This is a genomic window from Flavobacterium akiainvivens (genome assembly GCF_001278115.1).
GTDB lineage: Bacteria > Bacteroidota > Bacteroidia > Flavobacteriales > Flavobacteriaceae > Flavobacterium > Flavobacterium akiainvivens.
The window spans coordinates 217,511-233,009 of sequence record NZ_LIYD01000005.1 but is presented as its reverse complement, the minus strand read 5'-3'; the positions used below and the strand labels follow the sequence as shown (position 1 = coordinate 233,009).

Sequence of the window (15,499 nt, the reverse complement as noted above, 5' to 3'; positions counted from 1 at the left end):
ATGAGGATTTATGGTAGATTGATGGTTATAGTTTGAGTATTGTTTACCTGGTAAGCAAAACCATTCCATAATTTATAAGTGAAACGTAGTGTTAACAATCCTGATGGTATTACTTGGGAGGTGTGCATAATGATAGCCTGTGAATAATCTTTAGAATGCAGGACTTTATAATTTGCATCGGGCACCCCATTGCTTATTACCACAATAGTATCCGCTATTTGATCTATTGGTATTTTAGGAATGTTAAAAGGCTCCGGGTTACGGATGATAAGTGCAACTTTTGAGCCTCCCGAATTACTATTCCTTATGATATTCAGCTCTGTAGAAATGGCTTCGTCAAGTGGATTCATTTTAAAGATTCCTTCAAATATGCGGTCATAGGCATGCTGGTACTTTGTTATCAACTGGTCAGCCGTATTAGCTATACCTGTAATAGTGTATAATGCATTTGAGGCAGCATTACTATCTAATGGTACATCAGTATTAAATATAGCTTCACGCGTTACTGCATCTTCACCTGCCCCGTCAAAGAGTAAAAAACTGTGTACCTGCTCATAGAAATTGGCATATCGTGATGTTTTAAACACATACTTATGCACCTCTTTTGTTTCTAAAACCGGGTCAAAACCTCCGGCCGAATTCCTGTCAAACAGGTTGTTTACCATGGCCGTATAAAGTTTATTGGGCTTCAGGTTTTTAAGCGCTATACTAATGTATTTTGAAGCCGGCCTTATAGGTTCTGCACCAACAATTATACAGTCGTTAGAGTTGTACAGGTTAATCCATTGCTGCAATACAAATGGCATAAGCGGGTTTAAATCGTCCTCCCACGCTTCTACTGTTTGTGGTATGTGTGTTGTTGTAATATCGTCCTCATCATAATCAAGATATGGAGGGTTAACAATATCATCTGCTTCGGCCGGGTCCTTTATGACAACTTTTATCCTGCCGTTAAGTGCAGGCTTACCGTTGTACAATTGCCAGTTATGGAAGAAATGTGTAGCATACGGTTTTGTCCAGAACAGGAACAGTTCTGCATTATCAGTATCATAAAACAAAGGCTTGGCGCTTAACAGGTTACCATCGGCATTAGGATAAGAACGCTGGTAATCTATATAATGGCTTAGCGTTGTAAGAGCTTCATTATTAAAGGCATTGTATCCTACAGGGCCCTGTGTTGTAAAGCCGTAAGTAAAGTTAAATACTCCTTCTCCGGCGCCATTATCAACAGAATCTTTCAGGGTAAAGTTTACCAGATAAGAGGTATCGGGCCTCCATATAGGCTGTATGTACTGGGTAATACCGTTAATTGCAGCCTGTGCATCTGCCTCTACAGCGGCCATTCCGGGTATATTTTCATTATATTCATAGGCTTCAAGAGACATCCAGCATACAGAATGCAGTAATGTGGTGTTAGGTATCCTGTCAAAGGCATTGCCTCCTAAATTATTAATAAACGTAAGTATCTCGGCTATGGCTTCAGCTGCACCGGCATAAGTACCTGTGTTAGGGTTATTGATAAAATTGTTTACTATAGCAATCTCGCCACTCAGGTTAGTAAGTATATTATAACCCGGATTAGCGGTATTAAAATCATTAAGTAATGTAATAACCTGCTGTGCATAGGTTACCTGGCTGTTTACGTTACCCAGCTGGCCTGCATCCGGAAAATGGTTATCCAGTATCTCCGCTATTTCATCGTAAAGAATTTCTAGGTCATCTCCTTTGCAATTACATCCCCCTTTTTTAATGATATGGTTCACAATAGCCATTGTTGCAGCATAGGCAGCCACATAATTCAGGAAGTCCGGGTCATCTATAAACGCCTCAAGGGACTGAATTTCTTCACTCATTTCATTTACCAGGTTGTATTGGGGGAAACTCTGGGCAAAGCTTAAAAAGTCTTCAAGCAGGTATTCCACATTTTCAATCATATCCGGCAGTTGCCCTTCCTGTATCATATCAGGGTTAACATAGCGCTGGAAAGCATAAACCTGCTTGGTTGAAAATGTGCACAAGGTATTATCCGGGTTGCACAGGCCACTGTCATCAAACAGCCCTACCTCTACCTCTACATGCCCCTGATTGTTCAGGTAGTCCTGTATACGGTCAAATTTTATAGTTACATTCCTGCCAATATTATCAGTCAGGTAGCCTATTGATGCCCGCTCAGGCAGGAAACGGACTCCCAGCACCTGGAAATTACTTTGTACCTGCAGTGTATTACCTGTAAGGTTAAAGCCAATAGGATTTGTTGGTATTTTTTGCTTGTTTACCAAATCCCAACTGGTTGTCCAGTTCAGGCTTTGCCCGTTGTTAACCGCGTACTGGTTGGTGGCACTGTTGTAAAGGTAGCTTACAGTGGCTATCTGGCCTTGCTGGCTGTTAACCGTATTTAATTCTGATTGCTGCTGTTGCGGCGATTGCGGCTGGCCCGTTGCAAGCCCCACTGCTATAAGGTCGTTTTGGTTGTTTATCTGGGCAATTTGTGCATTAAGGCTGCCCACCAGTAACGGGTTAGGATAAAGTGGCTCTATAACTATTTTAGTAATAGCCCTCCAGCCCGGATGATTGTAAACCACAGGTAATCCCAGTTCCTGAACTGATACGGTAACCGTAAATGGAAGCGACTGGTTTACTGCTGATGGGTCAGGGTGGCCGTATTGAACCTCTAATGCCGAATCATTAATAAGGGGTGCGTAGTATTTAATGCGTACCCCCTGGCTATCGCTGGTAAGGCGCAGCGATGCATAAACTGAAGGCTCTGCAAGCATAATTTGCAGCGGTGTCCTGTTTTTAAATGCCAAGGACTGGGCAAAATTGAAAACATTGGTATAATCTGTAACCTCAGCCGTTTCACCTTCATCTGCATTAAGTAAAAGGAATGAAGCCGTATTGGCATAGAAAAGGCTGTTGTTATCTATATGGTAATATTGCTGCCCGAGCGGCTTATTCAGGAAATTAGCGCAAACCGGCAATAGTGCTTCGGCCTCGCAGAAAATTGAACCCGGGGTAAGCCCGTACTGTTCAGGTATAAACCAGCCGGGCTGCCCCTGCTCAGTATATGAAAAAGGGGTGGTTGCCAGCAGGCGTACTGTATTATACTGGTTGCCGTTCTTTTGAAACTGGCCTACTTTATAACTGCTTATCTGGCTATCATTTGGATACAATGCTGCATACGGATGGTAATCTATCCATCCGGCAGATACTCCCTGAGATGCCGGCCTCCATGATTTAATTGACAAAGCGGTAATGGCATATTGGTGTTTTACCTGTCGCAGCTCCTTGCCTTTTACAATCTTATCTGGCGGTATAAGGTCGGTATAATTATTTGGCGCTCCGTTAACCCCACCTATAAGGTTGCCAATTGCTTCGGGCAAAAGCCCTTTTTCGGTTTTTATATCTATATAAGTATCAAGCGGAATTACTTTTTCTAAAACCGCGGCAGGCAGGTTACCCGGTATACCACCCGATAGATAGGCCAGGTCAAAGGTTTCGCTGGTAAGCATATTAACGCCTTTAACCAGTTGTGGTATGCGGTCCTGGTTAGCTGCACTGATAAGTGGGTTAACAGGGGTGCGGTCAACCTGTTTGCTTTTCTCCCAAAGAATTTCTACCTGCTTATCAAAAGAGAATTTAAAGAACAGCACACGTATCCTTATTTTAATGCGGGCTTTGCCGTAAATAAGGTACGGTTTTGCTGCTTCAACAGCAAAAAGTATCTGGAGTGAGGCATGTATTTCAAAAACCCTCACATTAATATCGGCTCCTACGCCTGCATCAAGATATGCTCCAAACTGAGGCCGCTCAAAACTAATTTTGCCGCCTACTTCAATATATGCCCATGCGTGTACCTTAACCGGGCCATATTTACGCTTAAAGTCAAAATCGCCCCTTGCCCCGGCCTCGATTCCTTTGGCCGATAACATAAGATAGCTCTTGATATTGATAAGCTTAAGGATTTCGGCAGTAGAAGGTGTGGTTTTAGTACCAAAGTTTACATACCACTTAGATGAATCATTAAAGAAAAAGGCTGCCTGTACACTGGCATACATATTAAATATCTGCCCGTTGTCTTTGGGTAGTTTATAGTCGGCACCAAAGCCCAGTTCCATAGAATTTTGCCCTACCGCTGCAAATGCAAAGAACGGCGGATCCTGAGGGCTGTCAAGCTTAAGGCGTGCCGCCAGTACCGCTGCCCTGCCATCAAGCATAAACAGTGTTGGTATAGACAACAATAACATAGCCTTTATATTCAGTACCGTACCGTTATCAAAAGTGGTACCCATTGATACCCCCGCGCCTATTGAAAACGGGTCTGTATATCCTGATGTCTGGTCTGGCCCTGCAAACTTTTCATAATTAATACCCCTTGGCGGCTTTTTATAATAGTCATACCATGTGCTATCTGCCGTAAGGCCTATAGCTTGTTTATCGGCGACGTAACGGTAGCCTAACAGGCCGTTAAAACCGTATAGCGTAACAGCCCCCATGGGTATTGGAGCCGGGAAATCAACAGCTGTCTCAACCAAAAAAGCAGGATGGCTTGGCGCAAGTTTCATATTGGCACTTCCTGCAATATTAGCATCAGGAAGCTGAAAACTTACACTGCCTATGTATTCTTTTGAAACACCGGGTTCAGGTATTGTTAAACGCCCGTTGATTATGGCCACCGGCTCATTCATCGGGATAGTAAGGTCGAGATAAAGGGTTTGAATATGGAGGTAAGAGGAAGGCCTGTTTGGGAGATCATCGGTACAGAAGTAATACTTAACACCATCGCCACGTATCTCTACGCCGAATGGGTCTACCTTTAGGCCTCCGTCAAATCCAAAATAGCTGAACTTGCGCATTTGCCCGTTAACTTCTTTTTGATGCGAACCGTAGTGTATTGCGGTTACAGTTATATCAACAGGGCCAAGTGGTAGTGGAATAGGCTCGACAAGATTTATTGAGCCTCCTGAAAATTCCATTGAGCCATCACTGTAAATTTTTAACGACTGGATTTCGATAGGTCCTATGTGCAGGATACTGCCTAATATACCCAAAAACTCTAAAGTACCCGAAGTGCCTATATAGAAAGGGCTATCATCGTCATCGCGGCCTAATTCAACCGTTTTAAGGGTGTAATTAAAAACTCCCGGAAAAGTAATAGGATAGTCTTGTACTGACCCCGTAAGCCTGAATCCTCCATCATCTTCAATTACACCTTCAATGCCTATTACAACTTGTTGATTGGCTTGTGAGTGGTTATCAGGATATACAAATTTTTTGATTTCAAGGGCTCCTTTTACAGATGATGATGTAACCTTACTTTGATGGAAATTGATATCAAAACTGGTGAATCCAGCCCTAAAACCATTCTCTCCGCCAATATTAAACCATAAGATATCATCCTCTCCGGGCGGATTACCGCCTACAATGGTTTCGAGTGCAATGGTGCCCGAGAAACCTCCTGTGCCAACCAAAAGTTTTTTAGCCGCAATTTGTAGTGTAGTGTTTTCCTGGATGTTACTAAACCATTTTTTAGGGAGTATTACATCAAGCTCTTCGGCATATATGCCAATAAAATCCGAAGGCCTTCCATCGGCATCAGCCTCAGGTATATTGGTGGTTTTACTTAAATCAAGTTTAAGGTTATCAAGATAGATTATGATACCCGTATTACCAATTTGGGCATAGGTATTTGTTTCAATAACAAATTCAACGGCATAGCCTAGGCCCTGCTCGGTATCTGCATAAAAGTTAGCTTCGGCAAATAGCAGTGTAACTTTCGGGTTGCCTTCGGCGTCTGTAGCAGGTATAACATTTAACGCCTGTGAAGGGTCTGGGTTGCCAAATGGGTTTTCTCCATTAGGACCATAAACCGGTTGGAGGTATTCCCTCGGAAACTGAAGGCCTGCACGTAATGTAAGAGACGCCTTTATTTTTGGAACTAATATTTCCCTAATAAAATCTTCAATGCCATCGGGTACTAATAAACCAAAAAACTTCTTTATTTTACTCTTCATATCACTCACGTCTATTGAGTCTATATATACCGCGAATATGACCTCAGTGACTGAAGGAAGGTTAGGATTGTCTTTAATTGCTTGAGCTATCGCATCTGCATTTGCGGTTGAATCAACTTGAAAATTGGAATCGGAAAAAACACTGTTTACATCGCTAACTAGTTGTTCCACCCTGTTAACTTCTGAAGTGGTTGGATTAACAAAAAAACTAACACAGTAACTTACCGCTTGTTCTCCAGTAATTTTGAAAATTTGCAACCCTAAATCAAAAAAATCAGTGGGTAGAAAAGAGAAACTATTTAAGCTAAACGAATTGATATAAGATAAAACATCCCATCTAAGTTCTACCGCGACAGGAAACGAAGAGATATTAGTCTCGCTTGCATCAGGATTAAGAACGAGAGCAACATTACCGGGGAGAATCAAGGATATTTGCTTTGCTGAAACAATATCTATACTATAAAATGAATTATCTCCTCTGAAGCTTTTAGAATACTTAAAATTTTTGTAATATATTTTATCAAATATTGCAGCAAGACCTTCCTGCGCAAAAGACAAAAATTCTGGCAAATCTTCCAAAGTTATTACCTCTGAAAGTCTGGGATAGTATCTCTTTGTTATTTGTATATTGTTTTGAGGCATCTTATTATTTTTTGAATTCTGCCGACGATTATTTTTTAATCAATCCTCGATGTATAAGTTTCATTCGATAGAAGAGCGTACTCATAAAAGCTAATTAAATTTTCAAATTGCTGAATAAGAAAACTAATTGATCCATTAAAGTGTTCATCGCTAGTTAGTCCAAGATTTTCTAAATAGCCTGCGTCCAGATAATACATATCTATAAAGCTATGTACACCCCCGTATTGATCTAACAAGTTCAAATTTTCATTATTTAGAGATATGATGACATCATCATTCAAAAAATTAATGACTTCCTGTATTTCAGATACAACAAAATGGGCCAAATAATTATGATAAGTAATATTTCCTAAAGGTAAGTCATACATCACTCTATAGCTATACTCGCTCAATAGTGAGTCAAATAACTTCTTACCTTTTTGCGAATTAATCTGTTTGGCATAAAACATCATTATTCCATATGTACCGAAATCGAAGTAGATTTCTTCATCACCTAATTCTAATAAAATTATCCTCGCCATATTAAAATTTTAATTTTAATGATTGATAAGAACTCTCCAATAAACTCTCGCGTGTTGTATTTAGGACTGGAGGATCAATTTTCAATCCATCTATATTAATGTTATATATTTCCTTTATTTTTGTTCTAAAAGCTGAGGGAGATTCGTCCAAGATCTCTATTCCCGTCCTTAAACTAGTATATTTAATCTGTGCTGTTACTATTTGATCAATTGTTGGTTGGGTTAATGCTCGTAAGAACGCAGGTTTACTAGCTAAAAATATTCTTAAATCTTCTCCGTTATCTGGCATACCTTTAAAATAATTATTCAATTTATTAAAATCACGACCAATTCGATGTGCATCAAAATCTAATTTCATACTTATTAATGTTTCAATTTTATTTGTTGACCCATTAATAATCAGGCCGTCTATTTCCTGAAATATTGAAGAAAGTACTTTTCCATCAGATTGAATAAACCTAAAGTCTACACTCAGGTAAACATCATCTGCGGAGCCAATAAAATTTCTAAGATATTCTTTGGCAGGAATTTCCACTAATTGGCCATTAGACCAATTTTGGCCTAAACGGAGAAAGCGTTCTGCGTTGGCTTTTTGAGCAGGATTGACAAACCACTGTACATGTCCCCGCTGCCTTACGGTTGCCGCTGCTTTATTCAAATCATTTTGAAGTTCACCTATCGTATTTATGGATAAATCATCTATCAGCCAAAAATACCTATTATTACTAATAATCAATCTTTTTGCGCTATCAACACCAAGAAAGTCTTGAATAAAAGTACGCCCACTATTCGTAAGTTTTTCAAATAAAATACCACTTTCATCGCCAAAATATTTTATAAATTGTACCCTTCCCTCTCTAACCGCATTTTTCAAAACTTCTTCAGAAAATGATATATCATAGTATCTAATTAGATTATTAGTCATGTTGCTACTTGTGAAAAACTCTGTCAACGTCCTGTCTGGTAGATTCCGTAGCCAAAGTATCTTCCAGTTGTTTAGCGATTCAACTTTGTTCAACGAATTCCAAAATTGCAAATTCTCGTTAGTATATCTACTAAAATCTCTGTAGAAAGCAACCTGAACTTCATAGGTGTATTCTGTTGTATATCGCAGGTGTATTACATCGGCTGCCTCATCTAAGTTCTGCAATTTTGTAGCAAAATTGGAAACAGCGGTAAGTTCTGCTCCGGTCAATGATTCAAATAAGTTCTTTATGCTTATCGGCACAGATATTAGACCCGGAGTATTCTCCAGAACCGCTCTTGCTAACGACGTCGCTCTGTAGCCAGAAATTAGTGATGCCCCAGCGCCACCTAACAGTATGTATATAAATACCATATTTATATCTTGTTGAGCCTTTCTCTCTGCTTCTGTAGGCAATGCTAATGCGTTATATTGACCTAAATTATAAAAGACGCCAGCTGTTATTGTAATCGCTTGGGAGACTAAATTAATTGTCGTCCACGTAATGACAGGTGTTGTGGCTGCTAACGCTCCTGCAACACCTGGCGCTAAAAAAGCTCTATTAATTAATGTAATTTCTTTAAGATATTGCAAATGCTTAAGTTGTGTAAGCCCTCCCAATGTAAAAAATGAAACTACTTCAATTGCAAGACCAGCTATAACCGCTAATGCTGCATCTATTTTTATCAATCGCGTAAAGTCCTCAGAATAATAAAACAAGAATGAAGGAATAGCAATTTGATTAGGTAGAGCTATGCGGTCATCTCCTATATGTCCATAGATAACGACTGACTGATAAAGATGTATGTTCATCTCAATCCATTCTCTATACTCATCAAAAAGTTCAGTCGGTACAATTTCACTGTCTCCATCACTATAATATTTGTTTTGTGGCTTTTCAAAATCTTCTCCTACATTATTTCTGACATACTCATGATAGATTTTCTTTATAACGACAAATTCATTGAACAAATTTGCTTTAGCCTCAAAATCAATCCAATTATCGCCAATCGCTCTTTCTTCTAGTTCATCACACCTGGCACTATATTCAAATACAATAGGATTTTTAAATGTACCATCGTCTTTAAGATAGAAATCGAGATTACTTTTGAAGAAAGATTCAGACTTAAGAGTTCCATCTGTTGAATAGAAACTATATTTGGAATGTTGCCATAATCTATAGACGGAATATACAAATGTCATTCTATTCGTCTTCTCATCAACAATCCAATTGATTATGGGATATCTTTCTATCCTTGCATCATCCAACCTGTTAAAAACAATTTCAAACCTTGTGTTTTTTGCATTTTTACATTCAAGCAGCCAGTCTAGTACCTCATCAGCTTCAGTATTTGGTATAGAGGCAATCAATTTTGCAATCATTTGTTCTTCATTCTCTGGCGTTTTATCTTTATCAATAAAATAATCAATTAGCTGTTTTTTAATTACTAGAGGTAAAATACCTAGACCACTCACAGACATAACTTCCAGCAAATAGTAGTATTTTTGTTGAGTATACCATGTTTGCAATTCATGAGCATGTTGGAGACATTTATCGTAGAAAGCGATCAAGCTGTTATAATAGTCCTCATAATCTTCAAAAGTTGAAAACTCATCAAAGATAGGTTCAATCTCCATTCTATGTGGTAAGGTTGACCCAGGTAAATAATAGTAGCCCCATGACTTTTTAATCAAAAAAATGATTTCTTTTAAAGCATTATCAGGATCAATGATCAAGTTTGCGTCTGTGTTGTTTGCCAAAGCATCGACATCAGCCATTGTGAAATCGGCATTAGCTAATAAAATTGGCAAAATGTCTCTCATAATGTACCTTATCCTAAATACAATGAGGCAACCAGCTTTTTTTAGAATACGTTTTCCTATGTCATCTATCTGGAGTTGATTTATAAATTCTCCAAGGTTTTTGATATAAAAATATTGCCCTGGAGTATTAGTCTGATCTGTCGCTGCCGGAGTAATTTCAGGTACTACATCCTGCGGTATAATAATCTTCCAGTAAGAAGTTCCCCTACTAGCAACTATTAAAGTAGAATAGTTTTTTGTAGCACTAATCGCAAACGAATATTCTACCCTGTCGTAGAAAAAATTATATGGAACACTAAAATTAACCATATTTACGTTAACTGAATCATCGGACACGCTCCTAAATTTTTCGATGTCAAACTTATGAGTGTATATCATTTCGGATATCGATGGGGAATTCTCCCCTCCGGAATAGTATTTTATAAATTCTTGTCTATCATAAAATCCAGAGGTGAGCGTACGTCCGTATTGATCTTGGTGAATTTTTTTGAAATCCGATACTTTTGTATAAGAATAATATTTCGTGATTTGATTTACTGTATAGGAGAATTCTATGAGAAAACCTTCAATATCAAAGATTACACTTCCAAAGTCGTTGGTTAACTTAATTGCTGTTCCTGAATAAATGATTGCGATCATATTGCTAATTCGATATTGATTACGATGTCATCTTTTAAATTTTCTGAATCCGGTACATACTCGCTGAATCCATCAGAGAAGTAGAATTTTCTATCTATTGAAAACACGAACACATTGGTAGAAGGGTATAGGAGTTGTAAATTTCCTGAACTATTTTCAACAGCTACCGCCAATTTATATTTCTGATATTTAATCCCTTCTGAAGATTTAATTACCGTATTTGCAGTGTCAAAAATATCCACCATAATAATCTTTTTGTTGGTAAACTGGCCATCATTAATCAAATCGACAAGTAATAAGTTCTCACTGCGCGTAATACCTATCGCAACTTTACTAGGAATAGCTCCGTCATACTGATTTAATATTAAACCCTGAATTTGCCTGCCTTCATCTTCAAATCTAAGTGTAGAAATGAAAAAAGGTGGTGGTATTGAATAAGTATCTGACGTTGACAAATTTAGACTGGAACTGGAAGATGTATATGTTAACGAACTTTGTTCTGACAAAAAACTCCCCGCGCTGTTTAATGTTTCAATCGTTTCAGTAATATAAATAACACGTTCAATTTTCGTCAGATTAGGTGAACTTATAAAATCTCGTACAAATACATTTTGTAAAGCATATGAACCCAATTGTTTTCCCTCAAAAAAATTATTTAAAACTTTAATTTTATAAAAACTAATTTTATATACGCCCTGATTTTCTTCGGTAACAAAATTAGAAGTTGTACCTAAATCGAAAATGTCATCCAAAAAAATAGGTGTAAAATAAATGGGTGTTAAATTATTGTTTTCGTCCAGGGTCTCTCCCGCTAGATATTTGTAAACCATTCCCTGATAAATAATTATATTAAATGTACTTATTACCGGTGCGTTAAAAGATGAATTAGGGTTAGATAATTCTAAAATCTTAGTAAAGCTGCTTAAATTACCTGCTTCATCAGCTGGTAGTATTAGATCTTGCGCATTGCTAAAATTATTTTTAGCGCCATTTAAAATAGTAGCTTTTTGTCCGTACAATACGGTGTTAACATTATTGTCAGTCAAGAATTGTAAAAATATCGACGATGTTGAAGGAGATTCAATAATTACAGGCCATCCTTGCGTAGCATAAATTCTATCTGTCAATGAATTTACTACTGTACCATATTTCAGAGAATTGTCAGTTTCCGCTATGTTGTAAGTTCCATAAAAATTATAAGACCGTGTCCGGTCACTTTGTATATAAAGATATAATTGATTTTTTGTATTAAAATTAGTTAGTACAGCACTATAAATAGCTGTGCCTGTTTTATTTTCTTTAGTGCCATTATTATCAATAATTACAGTGCCATTGTCTGTATGTGAACCAAAATAGGCTGCTATATCTAAAAACTGGAATATTTGTTCTTTTATCACTTTGTCTTCGTAAACATCGTTTCCCGGTAATACGATGCTGACCTTATTAGCGCGTGCATAATACAGGTTAAAGTTGAATTCGCCTAATTCTCCCAAAGGCCTGTAATCTCCATAATCTAATACTACATCAACAGCGCATTCCCCTGCACTAAAGTATCCTAATGATGCCCCCATAGTAATAAGCGGGAGTTCAAAAGCACCAAAAGCGTCTTCGTCTTCTACAAACTCACCACCGCTTTCAACATATTGTGATTCTTTGAAAAAGAAATCATCGATTAAAAGCGTATCAGGTTGGTTTTGCGGATCAAAACCAATATACTTTGCTAAAAAAGGTGGATTAGGATTTACAGGATCATCAGCATGAAAACTATTGAAGTCATCGCGAATTTTTGTTATAAAGTCTGAACCTGAAGTTAATACTATTCCCGAACTATCAAAAAAATCACTCTTGCGAAGTCCCCGGTAAATAAAATATTTAATATTTACACCCGAAATGGGTTGCGTATAAGGCTTAAGAATAAGATTTACCTTTGATGCCGATGAAGCATTTGACTGTATCATTACTATGCCTTTGCAAATTGCAAAGGCTTTTGCACTTGCCGTAGCGTTAAAAGCGGCACTAATACGATAGCTTGTTGCAGAAGCCGGCCCGAAAGCTTGCCCAGCAGATTGAGTTATTTGACTTGGTATCGTAAAAAAATGCGAAACAGGATTTGATGTATCCATAGATGTGTGAGGTTTTGCTTTTGATAAAATAACAAAACAATTTTCACTTTTATTGCGACCAAATAGTTAGATTTTAGTCATTTAACAAGAATGGCAGTTTTTCTGCCATTCTTGTTAAATAGAGTAATTTTACACCAACCCCCTGCTTACAAATTCTTTTATCAGGTTTCCTTCTTCACTAACGCCTAAAAGTTTTTTCATTTGTATGATCCGTTTCTGAATTGTACTGGAAGATAGATTGATTACCGTGCTCAGGTCTTTTATTTTATATCCCTTAAGCATGTAAAATACAATTTTTCTATTTTCCTGGTCAAGCATTAAATTTTCTTTCCAAATCCTGTCGTTACATTTTTTTACAGTATCACTTAGATAGTGATCTCCCATCAATACATCTTCAACAATTGTGCAGAGGTTATCTGATGTCAAATCACTTTTAATTATAAGTCCGTCAGGATATACTTTGTGAAGAATATCATAGATTAGCAATGGTTCAGAATGAGCAGTTATCATAATTACTTTACACGGCCTGTTGTATTCCCTGATTCGTAAAGTAATATCGCTTCCTGATTTTACATTACCCTGTAAAAAAGGCGGAATATTATAATCAATAAGTGCCAGAGAAAAACAAATGTTACCGTCAGTAAGCTCATGGGCCTTAGTAGCGTCAGCTGCAATATAAATAACAGGATTATTTAGTTTAAAAAAATCAGCCAAAACGCCTTTATAGAGGCCGGCGACCATGGGATGGTCTTCAACAATAAGAATATTCATGCGAGGAGAAATTATTTAAACTAAAAATAATTCTTTTTTTAATTCAAATTCTATGATTGAAAAAAATCTTTCGACATAAAACTATTTATTTGTTTTTCATACATTTGGCACTTTAAAATCCTCATTCTTATGCGAAAAATTATTTTTCTTCCCATATTATTGTTATGTTATCAAATACATGCACAATGTTATAGCGCTATTGCAACTAAAGGCATGCACAACCTTGCTATTAAAAGCGATGGCACATTATGGGCATGGGGTCAGAACAACAATGGACAGGTAGGCAATAATTCAAACACTGATCAGCCTACGCCTGTGCAGATAGGAACTGATAACGACTGGTGGAAAATCTCAGCCGGTACTTATTATTCAACAGCAATTAAAAATGATGGTACATTATGGGCATGGGGGTCAAACTCACTTGGGCAAACCGGCACCCTTACCACTAATTATCCTCATATGATAGGTACAGATACCGACTGGGTGCATGTTGCTACAGGCCTCGCTTTTACTTCAGCTATTAAATCAGACGGCACTTTATGGATGTGGGGCTACAACGACTATGGGCAATTGGGTAACGGTACTGACGTAAATAGTAATGTGCCCGCACAGGTGGGTACTGATAACGACTGGGTATTTACCTCTCATGGATCGCAACACATATTGGCATTAAAATCGGACGGAACATTATGGTCTTGGGGGTCAGACTCTGCCGGATCACTTGGACTTGGAAGCCTAGGGGAGCAATGGTATCCCACGCAGATTGGTACTGACAACAATTGGATACAGGTATGTGCGGGATATAGCAGCGGTGCGGCAATTAAGTCTAACGGGACGTTGTGGACCTGGGGCTACAATGATTATGGAATGGTAGGAGATGGTACTTTTGTAAGCAAACAGGCACCTGTACAAATTGGTACTGATACCGATTGGCAAAATGTAACGATTACCACCCATACCATGGCTATAAAAACCAATGGTACATTATGGGCATGGGGAAGGAATAATTATGGAAAAATTGGGAACGGCGTTGTAAGTTTCGGCCAAAGCACACCTGTTCAGATTGGTACCGATACGGACTGGATTAAAGTATTACCAGGCTTTGAGCATAGTTTGGGATTAAAAGGCAATGGAACGCTTTGGGCTTGGGGGCATAATAATTTTGGACAGCTTGGAGATAATACAACTGTAGATAAAATAGTACCCACACAAACCGGTTCTATTTGTAACGAACCTTTGTGCACCATAACCGTAAGCCCGTTAGCACCTGTTACTGCACAATGTAGCGTAGCCTTATCAGATGTTACAGTTCCAACTGTTGTTGACAACTGCGAAAATACCATAACAGCCGCATTGGTTTCCGGAACATTTCCGATAACAGCCCAGGGCACTACACCTATTAGCTGGAAATTTCAAAACACGGTAAATACTGTTATAGTAACTCAAAATATAATTATAGACGACACTACAGCTCCTGTACCAACAATTGCTACATTGCCAGATATAACAACAGAATGCCAGCTTACTGCCGGTTCTGTTACTGCACCCACAGCCCTTGACGCCTGTGCGGGTACAATAACCGGTACAACTACAGCCACCTTCCCTATCACTACACAAAGCACTACAACCATTACATGGACGTATAATGACGGTAACGGTAATACCTCAACCCAAACACAGAATGTAATTATAGACGATACTACAGCCCCTGTACCAACCATCGCTACGCTACCTAATGTAACTGCACAGTGCCAGCTTACTGCCGGTTCTGTTACTGCTCCTACAGCCCTTGACGCCTGTGCGGGTACAATAACCGGTACAACTACAGCCACCTTCCCTATCACTACACAAGGCACTACAACCATTACATGGACGTATAATGACGGTAACGGTAATACTTCAACCCAAACACAGAATGTAATTATAGACGATACTACAGCCCCTGTTATAGACGATACTACAGCCCCTGTACCAACCATCGCTACGCTACCTAATGTAACAGNA

5 protein-coding genes and 1 pseudogene are annotated in these 15,499 nt (G+C 38.4%); 1 reads left to right on the top strand and 5 read right to left on the bottom strand.

From position 1 onward, the window contains the following. Positions 1-8: 8 nt before the first annotated feature. From AM279_RS01065 to AM279_RS01045, 5 genes are all read right to left on the bottom strand, one after another. The gene (locus tag AM279_RS01065; RefSeq protein ID WP_054405829.1) at positions 9-6,011 is read right to left on the bottom strand and encodes a hypothetical protein; all 6,003 of its coding nucleotides are present in this window, start codon (positions 6,009-6,011) and stop codon (positions 9-11) included. Positions 6,012-6,688: 677 nt separating this feature from the next. Continuing rightward, the gene (locus AM279_RS01060) at positions 6,689-7,174 is read right to left on the bottom strand and encodes a hypothetical protein (RefSeq protein WP_054405828.1); all 486 of its coding nucleotides are present in this window, start codon (positions 7,172-7,174) and stop codon (positions 6,689-6,691) included. Position 7,175: 1 nt separating this feature from the next. Then, complete coding sequence (locus AM279_RS01055; RefSeq protein ID WP_054405827.1) at positions 7,176-10,601, bottom strand: hypothetical protein; 3,426 nt, start codon at positions 10,599-10,601, stop codon at positions 7,176-7,178. Then, a complete protein-coding gene (locus AM279_RS01050) occupies positions 10,598-12,724 on the bottom strand; it encodes a hypothetical protein (protein ID WP_054405826.1) in 2,127 nt (708 codons plus the stop codon). Before AM279_RS01050 ends, AM279_RS01055 begins: the two co-directional genes overlap by 4 nt. A gap of 129 nt (positions 12,725-12,853) precedes the next feature. Continuing rightward, a complete protein-coding gene (locus AM279_RS01045; RefSeq protein WP_054405825.1) occupies positions 12,854-13,495 on the bottom strand; it encodes a response regulator in 642 nt (213 codons plus the stop codon). Positions 13,496-13,624: 129 nt separating this feature from the next. On the opposite strand from AM279_RS01045, the pseudogene AM279_RS21035 reads away from it, so the two are divergent. Next, positions 13,625-15,497, top strand: a pseudogene (locus AM279_RS21035) (RCC1 domain-containing protein); the annotation flags it as partial. Positions 15,498-15,499: the final 2 nt, after the last annotated feature.